This is a genomic window from Sinomonas atrocyanea, assembly GCF_030811715.1.
Classification (GTDB): Bacteria; Actinomycetota; Actinomycetes; order Actinomycetales; family Micrococcaceae; genus Sinomonas; species Sinomonas atrocyanea_A.
In genome coordinates, this window is the sequence record NZ_JAUSRH010000002.1 from 403,937 (window position 1) to 425,359 (window position 21,423).

The 21,423-nt window shown below is 72.7% G+C and carries 22 protein-coding genes and 2 tRNA genes; 20 read left to right on the plus strand and 4 right to left on the minus strand.

The features are described 5' to 3' along the window. Positions 1–12: 12 nt before the first annotated feature. From J2W21_RS04645 to J2W21_RS04675, 7 genes are all read left to right on the plus strand, one after another. Positions 13–1,404 (plus strand): bifunctional o-acetylhomoserine/o-acetylserine sulfhydrylase, encoded by a 1,392-nt coding sequence (locus J2W21_RS04645; RefSeq protein WP_307113338.1) that lies wholly within the window; start codon positions 13–15, stop codon positions 1,402–1,404. Further along, positions 1,401–2,564, plus strand: coding sequence for a homoserine O-acetyltransferase MetX (gene metX / locus J2W21_RS04650; protein WP_373423060.1), 1,164 nt, complete (start codon positions 1,401–1,403; stop codon positions 2,562–2,564). The genes J2W21_RS04645 and metX overlap by 4 nt, the downstream gene beginning before the upstream one ends. Positions 2,565–2,700: 136 nt before the next feature. Continuing rightward, positions 2,701–3,030: a hypothetical protein gene (locus J2W21_RS04655; protein WP_307113339.1), complete on the plus strand. Its 330-nt coding sequence runs from the start codon at positions 2,701–2,703 to the stop codon at positions 3,028–3,030. A 1-nt stretch (position 3,031) separates the two neighbouring features. After that, complete coding sequence (locus J2W21_RS04660) at positions 3,032–3,934, plus strand: FAD:protein FMN transferase (protein WP_307113340.1); 903 nt, start codon at positions 3,032–3,034, stop codon at positions 3,932–3,934. Further along, positions 3,931–4,485 carry a ferric reductase-like transmembrane domain-containing protein gene (locus J2W21_RS04665; RefSeq protein WP_307113341.1) on the plus strand — a complete coding sequence of 185 codons (555 nt, stop codon included), beginning with the start codon at positions 3,931–3,933 and terminating at the stop codon, positions 4,483–4,485. Before J2W21_RS04660 ends, J2W21_RS04665 begins: the two co-directional genes overlap by 4 nt. A gap of 14 nt (positions 4,486–4,499) precedes the next feature. Further along, complete coding sequence (locus J2W21_RS04670; RefSeq protein ID WP_307113342.1) at positions 4,500–5,717, plus strand: NADH-ubiquinone oxidoreductase-F iron-sulfur binding region domain-containing protein; 1,218 nt, start codon at positions 4,500–4,502, stop codon at positions 5,715–5,717. Further along, positions 5,714–5,941, plus strand: a complete 228-nt coding sequence (locus tag J2W21_RS04675) for a ferredoxin (protein ID WP_307113343.1) — start codon at positions 5,714–5,716, stop codon at positions 5,939–5,941. Before J2W21_RS04670 ends, J2W21_RS04675 begins: the two co-directional genes overlap by 4 nt. Here the strand turns inward: J2W21_RS04675 and J2W21_RS04680 are convergent. Together J2W21_RS04680 and J2W21_RS04685 are read right to left on the minus strand one after the other, a co-directional pair. Beyond that, positions 5,928–6,446 carry a hypothetical protein gene (locus J2W21_RS04680; protein ID WP_307113344.1) on the minus strand — a complete coding sequence of 173 codons (519 nt, stop codon included), beginning with the start codon at positions 6,444–6,446 and terminating at the stop codon, positions 5,928–5,930. The genes J2W21_RS04675 and J2W21_RS04680 overlap by 14 nt on opposite strands. 71 nt (positions 6,447–6,517) lie before the next feature. Next, positions 6,518–7,369, minus strand: a complete 852-nt coding sequence (locus tag J2W21_RS04685) for an SGNH/GDSL hydrolase family protein (RefSeq protein ID WP_307113345.1) — start codon at positions 7,367–7,369, stop codon at positions 6,518–6,520. Positions 7,370–7,453: 84 nt separating this feature from the next. Here J2W21_RS04685 and J2W21_RS04690 point away from each other — a divergent pair, with 84 nt between their 5' ends. Both J2W21_RS04690 and J2W21_RS04695 read left to right on the plus strand, forming a co-directional pair. Further along, entirely contained in the window at positions 7,454–8,518 is a 1,065-nt protein-coding gene (locus J2W21_RS04690) for an alpha/beta hydrolase (RefSeq protein WP_307113346.1), read from the plus strand. A gap of 29 nt (positions 8,519–8,547) precedes the next feature. Beyond that, on the plus strand, positions 8,548–9,252 hold the full coding sequence (locus tag J2W21_RS04695; protein ID WP_307113347.1) for an alpha/beta hydrolase: 705 nt from the start codon (positions 8,548–8,550) through the stop codon (positions 9,250–9,252). Positions 9,253–9,264: 12 nt separating this feature from the next. Here J2W21_RS04695 and J2W21_RS04700 read toward each other — a convergent pair whose 3' ends face one another. Further along, positions 9,265–9,537, minus strand: a complete 273-nt coding sequence (locus tag J2W21_RS04700; RefSeq protein WP_307113348.1) for an RNA-binding S4 domain-containing protein — start codon at positions 9,535–9,537, stop codon at positions 9,265–9,267. Positions 9,538–9,559: 22 nt separating this feature from the next. Between J2W21_RS04700 and J2W21_RS04705 the strand changes: the two genes are divergently transcribed. From J2W21_RS04705 to J2W21_RS04715, 3 genes are all read left to right on the plus strand, one after another. After that, a complete protein-coding gene (locus J2W21_RS04705; RefSeq protein ID WP_307113349.1) occupies positions 9,560–10,534 on the plus strand; it encodes a DMT family transporter in 975 nt (324 codons plus the stop codon). Between the two features lie 62 nt (positions 10,535–10,596). Further along, positions 10,597–11,979: a glycine--tRNA ligase gene (locus tag J2W21_RS04710; RefSeq protein WP_307113350.1), complete on the plus strand. Its 1,383-nt coding sequence runs from the start codon at positions 10,597–10,599 to the stop codon at positions 11,977–11,979. A 7-nt stretch (positions 11,980–11,986) separates the two neighbouring features. Beyond that, positions 11,987–13,021, plus strand: coding sequence for a GNAT family N-acetyltransferase (locus J2W21_RS04715; RefSeq protein WP_307113351.1), 1,035 nt, complete (start codon positions 11,987–11,989; stop codon positions 13,019–13,021). A gap of 63 nt (positions 13,022–13,084) precedes the next feature. Here the strand turns inward: J2W21_RS04715 and J2W21_RS04720 are convergent, their stop codons facing one another. Beyond that, the gene (locus tag J2W21_RS04720; protein ID WP_307113352.1) at positions 13,085–13,933 is read right to left on the minus strand and encodes a lysophospholipid acyltransferase family protein; all 849 of its coding nucleotides are present in this window, start codon (positions 13,931–13,933) and stop codon (positions 13,085–13,087) included. A 189-nt stretch (positions 13,934–14,122) separates the two neighbouring features. Here J2W21_RS04720 and J2W21_RS04725 point away from each other — a divergent pair, with 189 nt between their 5' ends. The 8 genes from J2W21_RS04725 to J2W21_RS04760 all read left to right on the plus strand — a co-directional run bounded on the left by J2W21_RS04725 (position 14,123) and on the right by J2W21_RS04760 (position 21,382). After that, positions 14,123–15,154: a hypothetical protein gene (locus J2W21_RS04725; protein WP_307113353.1), complete on the plus strand. Its 1,032-nt coding sequence runs from the start codon at positions 14,123–14,125 to the stop codon at positions 15,152–15,154. Between the two features lie 68 nt (positions 15,155–15,222). Then, the gene (gene dusB, locus J2W21_RS04730; protein WP_373423061.1) at positions 15,223–16,431 is read left to right on the plus strand and encodes a tRNA dihydrouridine synthase DusB; all 1,209 of its coding nucleotides are present in this window, start codon (positions 15,223–15,225) and stop codon (positions 16,429–16,431) included. Further along, on the plus strand, positions 16,424–17,707 hold the full coding sequence (locus J2W21_RS04735; protein ID WP_307113354.1) for a deoxyguanosinetriphosphate triphosphohydrolase: 1,284 nt from the start codon (positions 16,424–16,426) through the stop codon (positions 17,705–17,707). The genes dusB and J2W21_RS04735 overlap by 8 nt, the downstream gene beginning before the upstream one ends. A 52-nt stretch (positions 17,708–17,759) precedes the next feature. Then, complete coding sequence (gene dnaG / locus J2W21_RS04740) at positions 17,760–19,661, plus strand: DNA primase (RefSeq protein WP_307113355.1); 1,902 nt, start codon at positions 17,760–17,762, stop codon at positions 19,659–19,661. Positions 19,662–19,743: 82 nt separating this feature from the next. After that, positions 19,744–19,819, plus strand: a tRNA-Asn gene (locus tag J2W21_RS04745). Positions 19,820–19,830: 11 nt separating this feature from the next. Beyond that, positions 19,831–19,906 (plus strand) — tRNA-Asn (locus tag J2W21_RS04750). Positions 19,907–19,967: 61 nt separating this feature from the next. After that, entirely contained in the window at positions 19,968–20,396 is a 429-nt protein-coding gene (locus J2W21_RS04755; RefSeq protein WP_307113356.1) for a hypothetical protein, read from the plus strand. 119 nt (positions 20,397–20,515) lie between these two features. Beyond that, the gene (locus tag J2W21_RS04760; protein WP_307113496.1) at positions 20,516–21,382 is read left to right on the plus strand and encodes a phage holin family protein; all 867 of its coding nucleotides are present in this window, start codon (positions 20,516–20,518) and stop codon (positions 21,380–21,382) included. Positions 21,383–21,423 lie beyond the last annotated feature (41 nt).

The window sequence follows — 21,423 nt, forward strand, 5'->3', positions numbered from 1 at the left end:
AAGGAGCTTGCTATGTCCAGCAACCCCCAGTGGTCCTTCGAGACCCGCCAGATCCACGTCGGCCAGACCCCGGACGCCGAGACCGGCGCCCGGGCCCTGCCGATCTACCAGACCACCTCGTTCGTGTTCCCGAGCGCCGAGAGCGCCGCGAAGCGCTTCGCCCTCGCGGAGCTCGCCCCCATCTACACGCGTATCGGCAATCCCACCCAGGACGCGGTCGAGCAGCGCATCGCGAGCCTCGAGGGCGGCGTCGCCGCGCTCCTGCTCTCCTCGGGCCAGGCCGCGACCACCTACGCGCTCCTCAACGTCGCCGAGTCCGGCGACCATGTGGTCGCGAGCGCGAGCCTGTACGGCGGGACGTACAACCTGCTCAAGCACACGTTCGCCAAGTTCGGCATCGAGGTCACCTTCGTCGAGGACCCCGACAGCCTGGACGAGTGGAAGGCCGCCGTCCGGCCCGCCACGAAGGCGTTCTTCGCCGAGTCGATCTCCAACCCGCGGCAGAACGTCCTGGACATCGAGGCCGTCGCCGGCGCCGCGCACGCGGCCGGGGTGCCGCTGATCATCGACAACACGGTGGCCACCCCGTACCTCGTGCGCCCGCTCGAGCACGGCGCCGACGTCGTGGTCCACTCGGCCACGAAGTACCTCGGCGGCCACGGTTCCGCGATCGCTGGGGTGATCGTGGACGGCGGCAGCTTCGACTTCGCCCAGGACCCGGAGCGCTTCCCGGGCTTCAACACCCCGGACGAGAGCTACAACGGGCTCGTGTTCGCCCGCGACCTCGGCGTCGGCGGCGCCCTCGGGGCCAACCTCGCCTACATCCTCAAGGCCCGCGTCCAGCTGCTCCGCGACCTCGGTTCCGCGGTCTCGCCGTTCAACGCGTTCCTCATCGCCCAGGGCATCGAGACCCTCTCCCTGCGCGTCGAGCGCCACGTCGAGAACGCCCAGAAGGTCGCGCGCTGGCTCGAGGCGAGGGCCGACGTCGAGTCCGTCGCCTATGCGGGCCTGCCCTCGAGCCCGTGGCACGAGCTCGGCCGGAAGTACGCACCCAAGGGCACCGGCGCGATCGTCTCCTTCGAGCTCGCGGCGGCCGACGGCGTGGACCCCGCCGCCGCGGGGGCGGCCTTCGTCGACGCCCTGTCGCTGCACTCGCACGTGGCCAACATCGGCGACGTCCGCTCGCTCGTGATCCACCCGGCCTCCACCACCCACGCCCAGCTCACGGCCGAGCAGCAGCGTGCCGCGGGCGTCACCCCCGGACTCGTGCGCCTCGCCGTGGGGCTCGAGAACATCGAGGACATCCTCGCCGACCTCGAGGCCGGCTTCGCCGCGGCCGCGGCCGTCGGGCAGTCCCGGGACGGCGCCCGGCAGGAGGAAGCTGTCGCGGAGCCCGTCGCGTGACGCTCCTCGACCGCCCGGGGGCGCCCCGCCCGGCTGCCGCGCGCGGCGGCGAGCGGACGACGGCGCCGCGGCAGGACGGCGTCGTGCTCACCGCCGGCGTGGGGGCCCTCCAGCTCGAGGCCGGCGGCGCGCTCCCCGAGGTCGAGCTCTCCTACGAGACGTGGGGCACCCTCGACGCGGACGCGTCCAACGCCGTGCTGATCCAGCACGCCCTCACCGGCGACACGCACGTGGCCCAGGGCCACGGCGAGGAACCCGGCTGGTGGGACGCGCTCGTGGGGCCGGGGAAGCCCGTGGACACCGAGAAGTACTTCGTCGTCGCGGCCAACATGCTCGGGGGCTGCTACGGCAGCACCGGCCCCAGCAGCCTCGATCCCGAAGGGGTCCCGTGGGGGTCGCGGTTCCCGTTCGTGACGATCCGCGACTCGGTCCGCGCCGAGGCACGCCTCGCCGACCGGCTGGGGATCCGGCGCTGGCACGCCGTGGTGGGAGGGTCGATGGGGGGCGCACGTGCCCTCGAATGGGCCGCGATGTACCCGGACCGGGTGCGCCACTGCGTGGTGGTGGCCATCGGCGGGTACTCGACCGCCGAGCAGATCGCCCTCGCGCAGGCGCAGCTCCTCGCCATCCGCCAGGACCCGGCGTACCGCGGCGGCGACTACTACGGCGGTCCCGTCCCGGTGGCGGGCCTCGGCCTGGCCCGGCGCATCGCCCACATCTCCTACCGCTCCGAGGCCGAGCTGAACTTCCGGTTCGGGCGGCGCGGCCAGGGCGCCGAGAATCCGCTCGAGGCGCCGGGCAGCGCGGCAGAGCGGGGCCGCTACCAGGTGGAGAGCTACCTCGACCACCAGGCGGAGAAGCTCGTGGGACGCTTCGATGCCAACAGCTACGTGGCGCTCACCGAGGCGCTCATGAGCCACGACGTTGGCCGCGGCCGCGGCGGCCTGCAGCGTGCCCTTGCCGGAGCCAAGGCGGAGTTCTTCCTCGCCTCCGTGAACTCGGACCGTCTCTACTTCCCTGAGCAGAGCGACGAGCTCGCCCGCGCCCTCCCGGGCGAGGTCCCGGTGCACTCGATCGACGCGAAGATCGGCCACGACGGCTTCCTGACCGAGATCGGCCAGCTCGGCGCGGAACTGCGCAGGAGCGTCTTCACCCTCTGAGCAGCCGGGACGGCCCCACTCCGGGGGCCGTCCCGGCTGCACCCGAATGAGGCTGAGGCACAGGAACCACACAGGTTCCTCCCGCCCAAGCTACAACTGCGTCCTCCATGCTGGAAGAAGACCAGAGGAGGACCTGATGGGTGAGAGCATCCGCGAGACGGGCCGGCGCCGGGCGCGTCTGGCCGCCGTGGCCGTCGGCGCCAGCGGCGTGTTCGGCGTCGGGGCGATCGCCGCCGCCGTCTACGTCCCGGCGGCTGTCCCCGGCGTGACGAACCCCGGCGGGTCCGGCTCCTCGGACGACTCCGGCCAGAGCGGCGTGTCCGGGCAGGACGGCAGCGGCACCACGGGCGGCCCGTTGGACAGCGGCGGAGTGCGCCACGGCCGCCATCAGCAGTACCAGTCCGGCACCCAGGGCCTCGCACCGTCCCAGGGCGGCGCGCCCATGGGCCAGTCGTCGGGATCCTGACATGGCGGCGCACGCCGACTTCGAGGCGTTCACGTGCGCCTGCCGGGTGGCCGTCGCAGAGCCCTCCGCGCTGCCCGCGGCCCTCGCCGGTGTCCGGGCACTCCTGCGCCGCGTGGACGAGGCGGCCAGCAGCTTCCGCGCCGACTCTGAGCTCGCCCTGCTCCAGCGCGCCGGCGGCGGCACGGCGAGTCCGCTGCTCGCCGACCTCCTCCGCGCCGCGCTCGAGACCGCCGAGCGCAGCGAGGGCGATGTCGTCCCCACCCTCGGGCGTGAACTCGCCTCTCTGGGGTTCGGCTCGCCGGACCACGCGGGCTCCCCGGCGGCGCCGGGCCCCCGGCCGGCTGAGACCTGGCGGGACGTCGCCCTGGACGGCAACAGCCTGACGGTGCCGCCCGGCGTCGTCCTCGACCTCGGCGCGACGGCGAAGGCCGCCGCCGCCGACCTCGCCGCCCGGCAGGTGCACGACGAGCTGGGCACCTCGGTCCTCGTCTCGCTCGGCGGGGACATCGCCACGGCCGGGGCCGACGCGTGGGAGGTCCTGGTGCAGGACCTCCCCGGCGACCCAGCGACGCAGGTCCGGCTCACCGGCGGCTGGGCGATGGCGACCTCGAGCACCCAGAAGCGCCGCCGCGGAGCCGGGGCGCACCACATCCTCGATCCCTGGACGGCGCTCCCGGCCCCCGCGGTGTGGCGCAGCGTCACCGTCGCAGCGCCCGACTGCCTGAGCGCGAACATGGCCAGCACCGCGGCGATCGTGCGGGGAGAGCAGGCGGTGGCGCGGCTGCGCGACCTCGGGTTCCCCGCGCGGCTCGTGAGGGACGACGGCGGCGTGATCGAGCTCGGCGGCTGGCCGGCACCGCGAAGCTGCTCCGACGCCGCGCCGGCGGCGGGGGCGCGGGAATGAACGAGATCATGTGGGCCATCGGACGGGCCGGCGGCATCGTCTCCCTCGGGCTCTTCACCCTCGTGCTCGTGCTCGGGATCGTGAGCCGCTCCGGCCGCACTCTCCTCGGGCTGCCGCGCTTCTCCGTGGCGCTCGTCCACCGCAGCACCGCCCTGACCGCCGTGGTCTTCCTGGCCCTGCACGTGGGCACCCTCCTGCTCGACCCGCACGCCAAGCTCGCCCTCCCCGACGTCGTGGTGCCGTTCATCGCCGCCTGGAACCCCTTCTGGGTGGGCCTCGGGACCGTGGCACTGGACCTCGTCCTCGCCCTCGTGGTGACGGGACTGCTGCGGCAGCGCCTCGGCCAGCGGGTGTTCAGGACCATCCACTGGGCCGCCTACGGCATGTGGCCCATCGGCCTGGCCCACGCCCTCGGCACCGGCACCAACGCCGTGGACCTCTGGTTCCAAGCCTACGCCTGGGGCTGCGCGGGCGCCGTGGCCTGCGCCGTCGTCTGGCGCCTGAGCGCCGGCTTCGCCGAGACGTCCGCCGCCCGGCTCGGGCGAGCCTGAAGGGAACGGCACCCATGGAAGCGACGGCAGCGACGGACATCAGACTCCCCGCCCTCGGCACAGGTCGGCTCTTCGCCGCGACGGGCCCCGGCAGGGCCGCCCACGAGGCGGCCTACGGCGCACGGCGGGACGACTGGACCCGGGGGACGCTGCTCACCGAGCTCGAGTCTTCCGGACTCGCCGGCCGCGGCGGAGCGGGGTTCCCCGCCTGGCGCAAGCTCTCCTCCATCAGCGGGCGCCGTCCGGTGGTCATCGCCAACGGTGCCGAGGGCGAGCCCGTGAGCCGCAAGGACGCCGCGCTCCTGCGCTGGGCCCCGCACCTCGTGCTCGACGGGCTCCTCGACGCCGGGGAGGCGCTGGGCGCCTCGCAGCTGTTCCTCTACGCCCCCGCCGACTCGCTCGCGGCTGTCCGCGACGCCGTGGCCGAACGCCGGGATGCCCGGCGCGTCCGGCTCGTCGAGGCCCCGCGGACGTTCATCTCCGGAGAGGCCACCGCGGTGGTCTCAGCCCTCGAGGGCGGCCCGGCCCTGCCACGGGACACGACCCAACGTCTGAGCAGCAGCGGGTACAGGGGGCAGCCCACGCTCCTGCACAACATCGAGACGCTGGCCCACCTCGCGCTCGTGGCCCGCTACGGGGCCTCGTGGTTCCGGAGCACGGGCACCCGGGAGGATCCCGGGACGCGCCTGGTGAGCCTGGCGGGGGACGTCCCCGCCGAGGCGGTGCTCGAGGTCCCCGGCGGGGCGACCGTCCGCGAGATCCTCCAGGCCGGGGGAGTGAACCCGGCGTCCACCGCCGCCGTCCTCGTGGGCGGGTTCCACGGCGCCTGGGTCCCGAGCAGCGGCTTCGACCGGCCCATGACGACGGCGGGCCTCGCCCGCTACGGCGGCCGCCCGGGCGCGGGGGTGCTCCTCGCGCTCGCGCAGGGCCGGTGCGGCCTCGCGGCCGCCGCGCCGATCGCCCGCTACCTCGCCGACAGCTCGGCGCAGCAGTGCGGGCCGTGCATGTTCGGCTTGCCCGCCATGGCCGCGGTCGTCGAGCGGATCGCCGGGGGCGAGCGCACCCCATGGCTCGCGTCCGAGGCCGAGCGCCTCGCGGGCCTCATCACGGGCCGCGGCGCATGCCGCCACCCCGACGGGGCCGCCGGGTTCGTCCGGAGCACGTTGTCGGTGTTCCGCGACGAGGTCCACGCGCACCTCGGCGGCTCCTGCGTCCAGGGGTGGCAGCGATGAGCCGCACGCAGCTCGAGCTGCACATCGACTTCACCCGCTGCGAGGGGAGGGGCCTCTGCACGGAGCTTCTGCCCGAGCTCCTCGTCCGCGACGACTGGGGCTACCCGGTGGGCCGCGGCGGGCGGGACGTGCCCGTTCCCACCGCGCTCGCGGAAGCCGCCAAGGACGCGGTGGACCTGTGCCCCGTGCAGGCCCTCCTGCTGCGCCGCGTCAGCCGCGCATGACCTCGTTGCGCGCCTTCATGTACTCCTCGAGCGAGATCTTCTGCTCGGAGAACTGCCGGTCGAGCTCGGCGAGCTTCTTGGCCCGGTAGCCCTGCGGCGCATCGTCCGGCGCACCGGCCTCCACGGGCTCGGGAGCCCGCTGGGCCCGCGGCGCCGGCTGGGTCTGCTGCGTCGGGGCGCCGGGCTGGGCCTGCGGGGCAGGCTGTCCGGGGAAGCCCGGGGGAAGTGGCTGCTGCCACCACGGCACGCCCGGCTGGCCCTGCGCCGCCGTGCCCTGCCCCTCCGGGAGCTGGCCCTGGGCATCCTGGGGATAGGGCGGCGGCGCCTGCGTCTGCGGGTACCCGGGGTACTGGCCCTGCGGGTACTGGTCCTGGCCGTCGTGGCCCCGGCGGTCCTGCGGGTAGGGCGGGCGCCCCGTCCCGGGTCCGGACTGGCGCATCTTCCGCATCACCATCGGGATCACCCACCAGAAGATGACGACCCAGAAGATCCAGTTCCCGTTCATGCCACCAGCCTACGCCGCCGCCTGTGGGCCCGCTGGGCGCCAGGGTGGACGCCTGGGCACCCGGCCTGCGGTCAGCTCGGTTCCCCCGAGCCGAGGGGAGCGCCGGCGCCGAAGACGGGCTCCGCCGTCGGCCGCTTCGCGAGGATGCCGTCCCCGCTCGACTTGTGCCGGAGCCGGCGGATCACCCACGGGACGAAGTACTCGCGCGCCCAGACCAGGTCCTCGGTCCGGGCCGCCCGCCACGTGCGCACGGGCACCGGGCTCGGGTCCATAGGTTCGAGGCCGTGCCGGACGTTGAGGGCCTCGAGCGCCATGATCGCGATGGTGTGGTGGCCGAGCGGGGAGAAGTGGAGCCGGTCCGTGTCCCACATGCGCGGGTCGGAGAGCTGGCGCAGGCCCCACATGTCGGCAACCACCGCGTCGTGGCGCGCCGCGACCACACGGAGGTTCTCGTTGTAGATGGCGACTTTGCCGCGGATCGCGGAGAGCACGGGCGTCGAGCCGATGTCGGGACCGTTGAAGAGGAGCACGGTCGCGCCGGCGTCGGCGAGACGTCCGACGGCGGCGTCGAGCCTGAGCGCGAGGGCGTCGGGGTCGCTTCCGGGCCGCAGCAGGTCGTTGCCGCCCGCGGAGACTGAGACGAGGTCCGGCTGGAGCGCGAGGGCCGGCTCGAGCTGCTCGTCCAGGATGCGGCCCAGCAGGCGCCCGCGGATCGCGAGGTTCGCATAGGCGAAATCCTCGGTGCCGTGCGAGAGCTCCTCCGCCAGCCGGTCCGCCCAGCCGCGGTGGCGGCCGGGGTTCTCGGGATCGGGATCCCCGATCCCCTCGGTGAACGAGTCCCCGAGCGCCACGTACCGGTGCCACGGGTGCCGGCGCCCCTCGGGGAGACCGGCTTCTGCTGGGGCCTCGCGTTCGACGGTCATGCCTGCATTATGCCGCGCAAGTAACCTGAATGGTCTTTCAGGTTGGCCCTTCCGCGTTGGTCGGCTCCCGGCTACTGTGGCGCCATGCTCTTCGACGGCATCACTGCCCGGCGGGTCCCGACCCCGCGCTACGAAGCCCAGGTCCTCGAACGCGACGGCGACCCCGCCGATGCGGCCGCGGTGGTGTTCGTCCACGGCAACGTCTCCTCGTCGCTGTTCTGGCAGCAGGCGATGCTGGACCTGCCGGAGGCGTTCCGCGCGGTGGCCGTGGACCTGCGCGGGTTCGGCGGCAGCGAGACGCTCCCCGTCGACGCCCGCCGCGGGCTGCGCGACTACAGCGAGGACCTCGAGGCCGTGATCGCGGCCCTCGGCCTCGGCGTCCCGCACCTCGTCGGGTGGAGCATGGGCGGTGGGGTCGTGCTCCAGTACGCCCTCGACAACCCTGCGCGCTCCCTCACCCTCCAGGCCCCCGTCTCGCCGTACGGCTTCGGCGGCACGGCCGGCGCGGACGGCCGCCGGCTCACCGACGACGACGCCGGCACGGGCGCCGGGGGAGTCAACCCCGACTTCGTGGCCCGGCTCGGCGCCGGCGACACCGGCGCGGACGCACCCACGTCGCCGCGGTCCGTCTTCCGCGCGACCTACGTGCACGCGGGCTTCGAGTCCCCGCACGAGGACGTGTGGGTGGCCTCGATGCTGACCACGGCGATCGGCGAGGGCAACTACCCGGGCACGTCCACGGCGTCGTCCTCGTGGCCCGGCTTCGCCCCGGGCGAGTGGGGCGTGCTCAACACGATGGCCCCGGGCAGGCTCGATCTCTCCCCGATCGTGGAACTCGCCGAGAAGCCGCCCATCCTGTGGATCCACGGCGACGCAGACGCGATCGTCTCGGACGCATCCCTCTTCGATGCGAACGTCCTCGGCCGGCTCGGCGCCATCCCGGGCTGGCCCGGCGAGGAGGCCGCGCCCGCCCAGCCGATGGTCTCGCAGACCCGCCACGTGCTCGAGGCCTACCGTGGCGCCGGGGGAGCGGTGACCGAGGTCGAGCTCGCCGGCTGCGGGCACTCGCCGCACCTGGAGCTCCCCGGCGAGTTCAACCGGGCGCTGGCCGCGCACCTCGGGAAGGCCGACCCGTTCCCATATAGTTGATGTTTCAACTATGTGTGACAATGGTGAGCATGACTGACGCCCCCGCCGACGCCCGGCGTGCCCTCTTCCCCGCCCACTACCCCGAGCATGTCGCCCTCTGGAGCCGACCCGAGGAGGAGCGGAAGGGGACCCCGCTCCTGGTGATGCTCCACGGCTACGGCTCCAACGAGGCGGACCTCATGGGACTCGCCCCCTACGTCCCCGAGCAGTTCACCGTCGCCTCCCTCCGCGCCCCGCAGGAGCTGGCTCCTGGGGCGTACCAGTGGTTCCCGCTGATGGCGGCCCAGGACTTCGCCATGGAGGCCGTCGAAGCGGCGACCGAGTATGTCCTCGCCTGGCTCGACGACGTCCGCAGCCAGCACAGCTCGGTGACGGTGCTCGGCTTCTCGATGGGCATGGCGATGGCCACCTCGCTCATCCGGCGCCGCCCGCACGACTTCGCCGCGGTGGTGGGCCTGTCCGGCTTCGCCATCGACCCCTCCGCCGGCGGCGCCCCCGCGGAGGGCTACGGCTACTTCCTCGACGGCGAGCTCGACGGCACGCTCCCCATGTTCTGGGGCCGAGACCAGGCCGATCCCGTCATCACCCAGGATAAGGTCGAGTACACGATGGGCTGGGTGCGCGGCCACGTGCAGCTCACCAAGGTCACCTACCCGGGGATCGGCCACAGCGTCAGCGCCCCCGAGATCGCCCACGTCAAGGAGTTCCTCGAACTCTCCGTCCTCAAGGGCTGAGGGCCCGCCCGGTCAGGGCTGCGGGACGAGGCGGACGCTCCGGCCGTTGACCTCCACGGAGTCGCCGACGCCGAGCTGGCGCCCGCGACGCTCCTCGATCTCCCCGTTGACCTTCACGAGGCCGTGGCGGATGAGCTCGGCGGCCTCGACGCCGTCCTCGACGAGCGAGGCGAGCTTGAGGAGCTGGCCGAGACGGATCGTCCCCTCCCGGATCTCGACGGTCTCCTCGGCGCCGTCGCGGGGCGAGGGCTGGCCGGCGGGACGGGAGGATTCGCGGGGCGTCATGCTGCAACTCTAGGCTAGCGGCGTGACTGACGCCCGCCGTGTTCCCCTGCCAGTGTGGCTCACGGTGGCGATCGCCGCAGGCGTCGCCATCCCGGCCCAGGGCCGGGTGAACGGCGCGCTCGGCCTCCGTGTCGGCGACGGTCTGGAGGCCGCGGTGACGAGCTTCGCGACGGGACTCGTGCTCCTCCTCGCCGTCGCGCTCCTGCTGCCGTCCGGCCGGGACGGGCTCCGCGAGATCGTCCCCGCCGTGCGGGACCGCCGCGTCCCCTGGTGGTACCTCGGCGCCGGCCTGAGCGGGGCCCTCTTCGTGGTCGCCCAGACCTTCACCGTCGGCATCCTCGGCATCGCCGTGTTCACCATCGCGGCCGTCACCGGCCAGACCATCAGCGGGCTCCTCGTGGACCGCGCGGGATTCGCGCAGGGGCGGAGGCGGCCGCTGACCGGGCTGCGGCTCCTCGCCACCGTCCTCACGCTCGCCTCCGTCGCCTACGCCGTGGCCCCCAAGCTTGCCGTCTCCGACCCGGCCGCGCTCCTCGCGGTCATCGTCCTCCCGGCGGCGGCCGGCTTCGGTCAGAGCTTCCAGTCGGCCATGAACGGCGCAAGCGCCCGCGCGTACCGCAGCCCGCTGGCCGCCACGCTCATGAACTTCATCTCGGGAATCGTCGGCCTCGCGCTCGCGTGGGGCATCAAGCTCGCAGCCGGGGGCCCCGGCCGGCCGCTGCCCGCTGACTTCCCCGGCGACTGGTGGTACTACACGGGCGGCGCCCTCGGGGTCGTGTTCATCGGCGCGGCCGCCGTGCTCGTCCGGCACCTCGGGGTGCTCCTGACCGGGCTCGGGATGATCGCAGGGCAGCTCCTTGGTTCCCTCGCCCTCGACGCCGCCGCGCCCGTGGCCGGCAGCACCATCGCCCTCCCGACCGTGATCGGGACCCTCGCAACGCTGGGGGCGATGGTCGTGGCGACCCTCCCGTGGGACCGCCGCCAGTTCCGCCGGTAGTCTTGGAGGCACACACCCGACGGACCGCACCCAGCGGCCTGAGCACTCTCGGAGGATTCCCCTTGGCACCCAAGACCGCACTGGACTCGATTGTCTCCCTGGCCAAGCGCCGCGGATTCGTCTACCAGGCGGGTGAGATCTACGGAGGGTCCCGCTCGGCGTGGGACTACGGTCCGCTCGGCGTCGAGCTCAAGGAGAACATCAAGGAGCAGTGGTGGCAGACCTTCGTCCGCGGCCGCGAGGACATGGTCGGGCTCGACTCCTCGGTGATCCTGCCCAAGCAGGTCTGGGAGGCCTCGGGCCACGTCGCGACGTTCACGGACCCGCTCGTCGAGTGCCTGCAGTGCCACCACCGCTTCCGCCAGGACCACCTCATCGAGGCCTACGAGGCCAAGAAGGGCCGAGCCCCCGAGGAGGGCATGGCCTCGATCACCTGCCCGAACTGCGGGACGGCCGGCAAGTGGACCGAGCCGCAGATGTTCTCCGGCCTCATGAAGACCTTCCTGGGCCCGGTCGACAACGCGGAGGGCCTGCACTACATGCGCCCCGAGACGGCGCAGGGCATCTTCGTCAACTTCAACAACGTCGTGACCACCTCCCGCAAGAAGCCCCCGTTCGGCATCGGCCAGATCGGCAAGGCCTTCCGCAACGAGATCACGCCGGGCAACTTCATCTTCCGCACCCGCGAGTTCGAGCAGATGGAGATCGAGTACTTCACCGCCCCTGCTGACGCGGACACGTGGTTCAAGCACTGGGTCGATGCCTGCTGGAACTGGTTCATCGACCTCGGCATCGACCCCGGGAACATGCGCAAGTTCGACGTCCCCGAGGACGAGCGCGCCCACTACTCGGCGGGCACGATCGACATCGAGTACCGCTTCGGCTTCCAGGGCAACGAGTGGGGCGAGCTCATGGGCGTCGCCAACCGCACCGACTTCGACCTCTCGAGCCATTCGAAGGCCTCGGGCCACGAGCTCGCCTACTTCAACCAGGCCACGAACGAGCGCTACACGCCGTACGTGATCGAGCCCTCGTTCGGCCTCACCCGGTCCATGATGGCCTTCCTCGTCGACGCGTACACCGAGGACGAGGCGCCCAACACGAAGGGCGGCGTGGACAAGCGCACCGTCCTGCGCCTCGATCCGCGCCTGGCCCCCGTCAAGGCCGCCGTCCTCCCGCTCTCGCGCAACGAGGACCTCTCGCCCAAGGCCCGCGCCCTCGGCGCCGAGCTGCGCCGGCACTGGAACATCGAGTTCGACGACGCCGGTGCGATCGGCCGCCGCTACCGCCGCCAGGACGAGATCGGCACCCCGTTCTGTATCACCGTGGACTTCGCCACGCTCGAGGACCACGCCGTGACGATCCGCGAGCGCGACTCGATGAGCCAGGAGCGGGTCTCCCTCGACAAGGTGACCGGCTACCTGTTCGAGCGGCTCGGGAAGTGACGCGGGCGTGGCACAGCTGACCTATCGGCCCTGGCGCGAGGGCGACGACCGCACCCTCCTGCAGCTGTGGGGCGACGCCGAGGGGGCCTCGCCCGCGCAGTTCCGCGGCGCCTTCGCGCCGGATTCGGACGGTGCGGACGACGCCGCGCCGTCGCCCGCCGCCGCATGGCGCCGCTGCATCGTGGCGGAGGACCAGGGCATTCCCGTGGCGGCCGGCGTCGTCTACGAGGCTGCGCTCCACCCGGCCCGGCTATGGGTGTACGTCGAGGTTGCCCGGGACCATCGCCGGGCCGGCATCGGGACCGAGCTCCTGCAGCGCCTGCGTGGGTGCACCGCCGACGTGCCCGCCCGCATCGCCGAGGCCGCAGGCGGAGGGGCCCCGCGCCTGCGCTCGAAGGTCGAGGCCGGCAGCGCGGGGGCGGCGTTCGCCGAGGCCCGCGGGTTCGGCCTGCTCCAGCGCTCCCGCGAGGTCGTGGTGCGGCCGGGGGCGCTCAAGCTTCCCGTCTTCGGCGACTCGCCGGCCGCGGACACCGGGCTCGGCGACGACACCTCCCCGCTCGTCGAGGACCTGGCGACCGGCTCGGTCGAGCTGAGCGACGCCGTCGGCCGCTACTACATGGCGGTGCACGAGTGGGACCCGCCCGCTCCGCTGAGCGTGGGCCGGGCCCAGCAGCTGTTCCTCTCCGATGCTGCCGGAGCCCACGGAGCCGTGGTGCTGCGCGCCCCGGCCGGGAGCGCGTTCGGGGCCGGGGTCACGCCGTCGAAGAAGGGCCGGCTGCGGGCCTTCGCGGTGAGCTATGCCGGCCCGTCCAGCGCTGCCGCCGAGCAGCCGAGCGAGGTGCTGCTCGGCCACGAGGTCCGCCTCGACCCGGCCGACGCCGAGGACGCCGTGCGCGGACTCCTCGCGCTTGTCGCCTACCAGCACCCCGTGCGGCTCGAGGTCGACGACGCCATGGGTGCCGTCCGGGCCGCCATCGATCCGCTGCTCGAGGCGGGCGCGGCCGAACAGGTCGGGCCCGAGACCCTCACCGTCGGGGACTGAGGGGTCATTTCCCTGCGTTGAGGGGTCATTTCCCAGAGGGAAGTGACCCCTCAGCGCCAGGGGCTACATCTTGTCGCGGTCGGGGCGCAGCCCCTCCATGACGTCGCGGGCGTCCCAGATGTCACGCTCGGCCTCGGTCGGTGCCCCGCCGCCGAACTTCGCCGGCACCCACCACGCCCCTGAGGGGTGTCCCAGCGGGAAGTCGAGCACCGCGGTGTCGACGGCGGACTGGAGGGCCGCCTGGAGGCGCCGTCCGGCGTCCTCGGGACCAGCGGTCCCGAGGAGATCCACGGGGGCGCCGAAGTGGATCCGGATCGGCGCCTTCCACAGGGCTCTGAGCGAGCCCGCGCCGCGTCTCGTCGTGGCGCCGTGTCCCCGCGTCATGATCCGGTGGGCGCCCCAGACGCCCACGGGAACGAGCGGGACGCCGGTCTGGAGGGCCATCCGCACCGCGCCGGTGTGGCACGTGCGCACGGTAAAGCTCCTGCTCACCCCTGCCTCGGGGAAGAGGGCAATGCTCCAGCCGGCGTCCAAAGTGCTCAGCGACGCCCTGAGGCTCGCGTGGCCCGGCTTGCCGACCACGGCGAGCCCTCCGCACGCCGAGATCGCGGCCCCCAGCAGACGGCTCCGGTAGGGGCGCGCGCCCACGAGGAACCTCAGGCGGTCACGTCGCCGCTCCCACCACAGCAGCGCGACGAAGACGAAGTCGAGGTACCCGAAGTGGGTGATCGCGAGCACCACCTGGCCCGGCGGCACGTCGTCGAGACCCGTGGCGGTCACCCGCACGCGGGCGAGGTTTCGGATTCCGGTGAAGGCACGGCGCGCCACGTCGTAGAGCCAGAGGCTGCCGGGGCGAAGGGGCAGACCCCGGTGGGGAGGCTGGGGTCGGCAGGCGTCGCGGGGTGTCGCCATGGCGCCAGACTACAGCCGTGCTGTTCTCCCGCCAGAGGCGCTTCGCGTCCGGGCCTGTCGGCGCCGCTCCCGTCGGCGCCGGAGTTGTCCACATAGGGCGGGCCCGGGGTCCTCTCCCGGGCGGCCGCTCCGTAGCGTCGGGACCAGGTGCCGACGGGGCACCGGAATCCACGGAACGGGGTGCACGGCATGGGCAAGGGACAGCGCCATCGGATACGCGGCGGCCGCGGAGCGCCGGCCGCCGGCACGAGCGGGCCCTCGGTGCCCGCGGGCGTGGGCGGGGAGGACGAGCCGCAGGACCGGCACCTGCCCGAGTTCAGCAGGCGCCAGGCCGATGCCCTCAGAACGCATGCGGCCGAGGCCGTCCGCAGCCGCGGATACCGGGCCTGGGACCGTGGGACCCATGTGGCAGTGACCGGGGGCCCGTTCACCGGTCCGGGCGCGCAGCTGGGGTTCTCGACCATTGCCCGCGAGGCACTGCGGCTTCCCGAAGCCGAGTGGGGTGCCATGGTGGCGGCCGTCGTCGCCCAGCTCCTGGACGCCGCAGTCCATGGGGGCGCGGCAGGCGGGGGCCTCGGCTACGCGGGGCCGGCGCTGCGTGAACGGCTATTCCCGCGCTTCGTGGCACCCGAGCGGGTCCCGCCGGGCCAGCTTGCCGAAGCGCACACGTACGCCCGCGACGTGGGAGGACTGCCCCTGATCCTGGCCATCCGCCACGACCAGACCTCCGTCTACGTCGCCGATGACCACCTCGCGAAGGCAGGCGGGCCCGAGGCGGCCTGGGCGGCCGCGGAATCCAACCTCTTCGAAGCGGGACTGGGCAGGGGAGAGGCCTTCGTCCGTGACGGGACGGCCGTGCTGCTGCTCGAGTCCGATCACCCCCGCCAGGCATCGTGGATGGCCTACCCGGACCGGCTCATGGCCCATTTCGGGATAGAGCCGGGTCCGCGCGGCGTCCTCTTCAGCGTCCCCGCGCTGAGGATGATCGCGTTCAGCGTGACCGAGGGCAGCGTCTCGCGCGCCGGCATCCGCTCGATGCTCGAGCTCAACGCCGTCCTTGCCCAGGACGAGGTGGCGCCCCTGAGCCCGCACGTCTACTGGTGGCGCCCGGGTGCCGCCGTGCAGCAGGCGACGGCGTGGGAGGACGGCCACGTCGTCGTGTCCGTGCCCGAGGAGCTGGCCGTCCTCCTGGGCGGACAGGATGGCAGGGCCGTGGCGTGAGGAGGGCGCGCTGCCCCCGTCCGGGGCGCATGCGCCGGCGTTTTGCATCGCTTTGACACAATGGAGGGGTGACTGCTGTGCCAACCGTCCTCCCAGGAGCCCCCACGGGCGCCCCCGCCGAACCGGTGCGCCTCGAGCTGCCGCCCTTGCACCTGGGGCGGCTCACCGTCGACACCCCCGTGGTGCTCGCGCCGATGGCCGGCATCACGAACACGGCCTTCCGGCGCCTGTGCCGCGAGTTCGGCGGGGGCCTGTACGTCGCCGAGATGGTCACGTCGCGGGCACTCGTCGAGCGGCATCCCGAGTCCCTGCGGATGATCCGGCACGATGACGACGAGACGGTCCGCTCCGTGCAGCTCTACGGGGTGGATCCAGTCACCGTGGGCCAGGCGGTCCGCATGCTCGTCGAGGAAGACCTGGCGGACCACATCGACCTCAACTTCGGCTGCCCGGTCCCCAAGGTCACCAAGCGCGGTGGAGGCTCGGCCCTGCCCTGGAAGACGGACCTGTTCACGCAGATCGTCACCACCGCGGTCCGCGAGGCCGACCAGGGCGGACTGCCGCTGACCGTGAAGATGCGCAAGGGCATCGACGAGGACCACCTGACGTACCTCGAGGCCGGCCGGATCGCGCGGGATGCCGGCGTCGCGGCGGTGGCGCTGCACGGGCGCACAGCGGCCCAGTTCTACTCGGGGACGGCGGACTGGAGCGCCATCGCCCGGCTGCGGGAGGCCCTCCCAGACGTCCCGGTCCTCGGCAACGGCGACATCTGGAGCGCCGAGGACGCGGTGCGCATGGTGCGCGAGACGGGGGTCGACGGCGTCGTCGTCGGACGCGGATGCCAGGGCCGGCCGTGGCTCTTCGGCGACCTGCAGGCGGCCTTCGAAGGCCGCGCGGACCGCATCCAGCCCGGCCTCGCGGAGGTCGGCGAGGCGTTCTTCCGCCACGCGCAGCTCCTGGTCGAGTACTTCGAGGACGAGGGCAAGGCACTGCGGGACATCCGCAAGCACGTCGCCTGGTACTTCAAGGGCTACGCGGTGGGAGGGGAGCTGCGGGCCCGCCTCGCGCAGGTGAACACGCTCGAGGAACTCCGCGGCCTTCTGGGCACGCTCGACGCGGACGCGCCCTACCCCGGCGCCGACGCCGAGGGCCCGCGGGGCCGGGCGGGGTCGCCGAAGCGGCCCGCCCTCCCGGACCGCTGGCTCGAGAGCCGGACCATGGACAGCGACCAGACCCGCGACATCGCCGCCGCAGAGCTGGACGTGTCCGGTGGCTGAGGCAGTCGCCGAGGGCACCCGCGGCTATGCATCCCAGGACACGCAGCGCTGGGTCGAGGAGCCGACCAAGAAGTCCTACCGCAGCGACTTCGAGCGGGACAGGGCCCGCGTCCTCCACTCGTCCGCCCTGCGCCGGCTCGGCGCGAAGACGCAGGTGGTCGCGCCGGACACCGATGACTTCGTCCGCACCAGGCTGACCCATTCGCTCGAGGTCGCCCAGGTCGGCCGCGAGCTCGGACGGGTCCTCGGGTGCGATCCGGACGTCGTTGACGCGGCCTGCCTGAGCCACGACCTCGGCCACCCTCCGTTCGGCCACAACGGCGAGAGCGCCCTGAACGACATCGCCCACGCCATCGGCGGCTTCGAGGGCAACGCCCAGACCCTCCGCCTTCTGACGCGGCTCGAGCCGAAGGTCCTCGACGCCGCAGGTCGGCCCGCCGGGCTGAACCTGACGCGCGCGAGCCTGGACGCGGCGTGCAAGTACCCGTGGACCGCCGTCGATGCGCCGCTGGTCCACGGCCACCGCACCAGCAAGTTCGGCGCGTACGAGGACGACCTCCCGATCTTCTCCTGGATCAGGGAGGGCGCCCCCGCCGGGCGGTCGTGCATCGAAGCCCAGGTCATGGACCTCTCCGACGACATCGCGTACTCGGTCCACGACGTCGAGGACGCGATCGTGGCAGGCAAGTTCCAGCTGCGGTGGATGGAGAACCCGGACCACCGCGCGAGGGTCATCGGCTACACCCAGCAGTGGTACCTGCCGCACAGCGACGCCGGCGCCATCGACGCGGCGCTCGCCCGGCTCGAGGCGACCCCCGTGTGGGTGCGCGAGGCGGACGGCTCGCGCAGGTCCATGGCGGCCCTGAAGAACATGACGAGCCAGCTGATCGGGCGGTTCTGCGACAGCGCGCTCTCGCTGACCAGGGCAGCCTACGGGTCGGCGCCGCTCACGCGGTACGGCGGCGAGGTCATGGTCCCGGAGGAGACGGTCCTGGAGATCGCGGTCATGAAGGGGCTCGCTACCACGTTCGTCATGACCACGGACCACCGCCAGCCCATCTACGAGCGCCAGCGCGAGGTCCTGCACGCCCTCGTCACGGCCCTGAGCGCCACCGGCGAGCGGCATCTCGAGCCGATGTTCGCAGCGGACTGGCGTGCAGCCGAGGACGACGCCGCCCGCCTGCGCGTCGTCGTGGACCAGGTCGCCTCCCTCACGGACGGCTCGGCCCTGGCCTGGTACGAGCGGCTTGTGGGGAGCCTGCCGAGCCTGTGGTGAGCCCCGAAGGAGCCGGGCAAGGACTGACGGCGGCAGTGGCTAAGGTAGATCCGTGGCTGGCCTGATCAAACCCGAGGACATCGCGGAAGTCCGCGCCCGCACGGACATCAGGGAGATCGTCGACGGCTACGTGACGCTCAAGGGAGCAGGCATCGGCTCGTGGAAGGGCCTGTGCCCCTTCCATGACGAGCGCAGCCCCTCCTTCCACGTCCGCCCGCAAGTGGGCACCTACCACTGCTTCGGCTGCGGTGAGAGCGGCGACGTGATCAGCTTCCTGATGAAGATGGACCACACCGCCTTCGCCGAGACCGTCGAGAAGCTCGCTGCGCGCGTCGGCTACGAGCTGCACTACGAAGAGGGCGCAGGCCCCCGGCGCGAGGAGGTCGGGCGGCGGCAGCGGCTCCTCGACGCCCACAAGATCGCCGCCGAATTCTTCCAGGCACAGCTGCTGACGCCAGCGGCGGCCGCCGGACGGCAGTTCCTGTTCGAGCGCGGCTTCGAGCGCAACGTCGCAGAGCAGTTCGGTGTCGGCTTCGCCCCCCAGGGGTGGGACGCCCTCCTGAAGCACCTGCGGTCCAAGGGCTTCCGCGACGACGAGCTCAAGCTGACGGGCATGTTCTCCGAGGGCAACCGGGGGCTCTACGACCGCTTCCGCGGCCGCCTCATCTGGCCCATCCGCGACATCACCGGGGACGTGATCGGGTTCGGCGCCCGCCGCCTCTTCGACGACGACCAGGGACCCAAGTACCTCAACACCCCCGAGACGACGCTCTACAAGAAGTCCCAGGTCCTCTACGGGATCGACCTCGCCAAGCGCAACATCGCCAAGAAGCGACAGCTGGTCGTCGTGGAGGGCTACACCGACGTCATGGCATGCCATCTGGCCGGGGTCGACACTGCGGTCGCGAGCTGCGGCACGGCGTTCGGCGCAGAGCACATCAAGATCGCGCGCCGCCTCCTCTCGGACGACGGGACCGGGGGAGAGGTCGTCTTCACGTTCGACGGCGACGCGGCAGGCCAGAAGGCGGCGCTCAAGGCCTTCGACGAGGACCAGCGCTTCGTCGCCCAGACCTACGTTGCCGTCGAGCCGAGCGGCATGGACCCGTGCGAGCTGCGGCAGCACCGCGGCGACGCGGCGGTGGTCCAGCTCATCGGGACCCGGCGCCCGCTCTTCGAGTTCGCGATCCAGGCGACGCTGCGCAAGCACAACCTCGACTCGGTCGAGGGCAGGGTGTCAGCCCTTCGGGAGGCCGCCCCCGTCGTCGCCCAGATCCGCGACCCCGCGATCCGTCCCGCCTACACCCGCGAGCTCGCGAAGTGGCTCGGGGTCCCCCTCGAGGACGTCTCCCGTGCGGTGCAGTCGGCCGCGCGGCGGGGCGCGCCGCCCACCGCACCGCGCCACGGCTCCCCTCAGCAGGAGGGCCCCGCGCACGACGGCGACGGCCCGGCCCCCGCGTCCTTCTCGCCTGCCGCGTGGCGTCCGGACCCGCGCGACCCGGTCGCGATCATGGAACGCCAGGCGCTCGAGGTCGTGCTCCAGCAGCCCCAGATGCTCGCCGACTCGGCCTGGGCCGAGTTCTCGGCCGCACGGTTCGCCGCGCCCGCCCACGCGGCCCTCCACGCCGCTATCGTCGCCGCGGGACGCGCCGCGCCCCAGGAGGCGGCCGCGGCCTGGATCGAACGGGTACGCCACGAGCTGCCCGAGGCCCTGCGCCCCCTCATGGCCGAACTCGCGGTGACCCCGCTCCCGGCCACGACCGAGGAGTCGCTCGAGAGGTACTGCCGGGACATCCTCGCCGGACTCGCCGAGCTCCAGATCACCGCCCAGAAGGCGGAGATGATGGGGCAGCTGCAGCGGCTCGGCCCGGACAGCCCTCCTGAGGAGTTCCAGCGGCTCAACCGGGCCCTGCTGGACCTCGAGCTCCGCCGCAGGGCGCTCCGTTCGCCCGACTGATCGTCCCGACGGTGCGCCGCGACGGGCCCGGGCGCCGATTTCGCGGGAGGCGCGCGCCCTGATAGGGTAGAACCCGCTGCAATCCCCCGTAGCTCAATTGGCAGAGCATTCGACTGTTAATCGAAGGGTTACTGGTTCGAGTCCAGTCGGGGGAGCCACTTGCAGCCATTCCCCCGTAGCTCAATTGGCAGAGCATTCGACTGTTAATCGAAGGGTTACTGGTTCGAGTCCAGTCGGGGGAGCCATGGTGTGCGCCACCGGCCGGAAGGCCGGTGCAGCGCCGCCCGCGGCCTCTATCATGAACGTATGCCCGAACCGTCGGCCTCCCTCCCGGCAGGGTGGACCCGCTACGAGGGTCCCCTCCTGACCGTGTGGCGTGCCCGCTTCGAGAGCGTGTACGGCGAGGGGTCCGCCGCCGGATTCAACGATGGGCTGCTGATGCGGGACCACCGCAGGCCCATCGCCCAGTGGGTCAACTTCGCCCTGAGGTCCGCCGTCCTCGTCGCTCCCGAGACCCCGGCCGGCTGGCCCGTCCAGCGCTTCGCCATCTACTACGCGCCGCCCCGCGAGGGATTCGAGACCATCCGGACCGAGCGCCACGAGTGGCTCCCACGCGGCCCCCGCGGCTCGGCCACGGACACCGACGCCTTCGACGCCGCGGTCCACGCCGCCGAACAGTTCCTGCAGGTCGAGGCCGCCTTCGGGGCGCTCGGGACCGGGAGCTCCCCAGGCTGAGGCTGGCTGCGCGGCGTCGGGCCCCGCGCGGCCCCGGGTGGTAGTTTGGTCACGGATTGCGCCTCGCGCGTTCCGGACCGACTGGAAGGAACCCGACGACGATGAGTGGACGCCACAGCATGCCGGATGATCGGCGGCCGAAACTGGCGGCTCTGCCGGACCTCGCAGGCCAGGCCGCACGGCTCGCACCGCGCCAGCTGAACGATGAGCTGACGCTAGCGAAGATCGAAATGAAGCAGAGGGGGAAGCAGGCCGGCATCGGTGCCGGCCTGTTCGGTGTGGCGCTCGTGTTCCTCGGGCTCCTCGTGATCGCGCTCGTCGTGGCCGCGATCCTGGGCCTCGCCACCGTGATGCCGGGATGGCTCGCGGCACTCCTGGTCAGTGCGGCCTTCCTCGTGATCCTTGCGATCGCTGCGCTCATCGGGCTCCGCTGGGTGAAGAAGGCCATGCCCCTTGTCCCGGCCGACGCCATCCGCGGCCTGCGGTACGACCTCGGAATCGTGACCGAGGGCCGCAGCTTCGACCCGCGTCTGCTCGACCCCTCCACGATCCAGTACAAGCGCGCCCAGGCCACCAAGGAGGCCGAGAAGGCGCGGCAGCGGCTGGAGAAGGAGGCGCAGGACCGGGCCCACGGCAAGGTCAAGCTGCCGACTCCCACCGAGGCAGAGCTGCGCGAGCGCCTGGAGAAGCGCCGCGAGCACCTCCTCGACGTCCGCGAAGGGCTCGTCGCCGAAATGGACGTCAAGCGCCAGGCAGGCTACCTCGCCGAGGACGTGCGCTCGGCCCTGGCCGGTGCAGCAGGACGCCGCCCCTCTGCGAAGGGCGCGCCGTCCACCCCGGGCGCGGCCGGCCAGCACAACGAGGACGCGGCGCGCCGCGGTGCCGAGGCCGCCGAGATGATCCGGGAGCGCTGGGCACCCCTGACCGTCTTCACCGTGTCGGCGACCGCCTTCGTCGTGTTCCTGCGCAAGCTGGTCAAGAGCTGATCGGCCGGGGGACCTCGAGTGCACGGCAGTACGTCGGCCGT

Coding starts and splice junctions, on each gene's coding strand:
- J2W21_RS04700 (WP_307113348.1), bottom strand. CDS start 9,537: ATGACGCCCCGCGAATCCTCCCGTCCCGCCGGCCAGCCCTCGCCCCGC.
- J2W21_RS04695 (WP_307113347.1), top strand. CDS start 8,548: ATGACTGACGCCCCCGCCGACGCCCGGCGTGCCCTCTTCCCCGCCCAC.
- J2W21_RS04670 (WP_307113342.1), top strand. CDS start 4,500: ATGGAAGCGACGGCAGCGACGGACATCAGACTCCCCGCCCTCGGCACA.
- J2W21_RS04665 (WP_307113341.1), top strand. CDS start 3,931: ATGAACGAGATCATGTGGGCCATCGGACGGGCCGGCGGCATCGTCTCC.
- J2W21_RS04720 (WP_307113352.1), bottom strand. CDS start 13,933: ATGGCGACACCCCGCGACGCCTGCCGACCCCAGCCTCCCCACCGGGGT.
- J2W21_RS04680 (WP_307113344.1), bottom strand. CDS start 6,446: ATGAACGGGAACTGGATCTTCTGGGTCGTCATCTTCTGGTGGGTGATC.
- J2W21_RS04690 (WP_307113346.1), top strand. CDS start 7,454: ATGCTCTTCGACGGCATCACTGCCCGGCGGGTCCCGACCCCGCGCTAC.
- J2W21_RS04755 (WP_307113356.1), top strand. CDS start 19,968: ATGCCCGAACCGTCGGCCTCCCTCCCGGCAGGGTGGACCCGCTACGAG.
- J2W21_RS04660 (WP_307113340.1), top strand. CDS start 3,032: ATGGCGGCGCACGCCGACTTCGAGGCGTTCACGTGCGCCTGCCGGGTG.
- J2W21_RS04655 (WP_307113339.1), top strand. CDS start 2,701: ATGGGTGAGAGCATCCGCGAGACGGGCCGGCGCCGGGCGCGTCTGGCC.
- J2W21_RS04645 (WP_307113338.1), top strand. CDS start 13: ATGTCCAGCAACCCCCAGTGGTCCTTCGAGACCCGCCAGATCCACGTC.
- J2W21_RS04675 (WP_307113343.1), top strand. CDS start 5,714: ATGAGCCGCACGCAGCTCGAGCTGCACATCGACTTCACCCGCTGCGAG.
- J2W21_RS04725 (WP_307113353.1), top strand. CDS start 14,123: ATGGGCAAGGGACAGCGCCATCGGATACGCGGCGGCCGCGGAGCGCCG.
- J2W21_RS04685 (WP_307113345.1), bottom strand. CDS start 7,369: ATGACCGTCGAACGCGAGGCCCCAGCAGAAGCCGGTCTCCCCGAGGGG.
- J2W21_RS04760 (WP_307113496.1), top strand. CDS start 20,516: ATGCCGGATGATCGGCGGCCGAAACTGGCGGCTCTGCCGGACCTCGCA.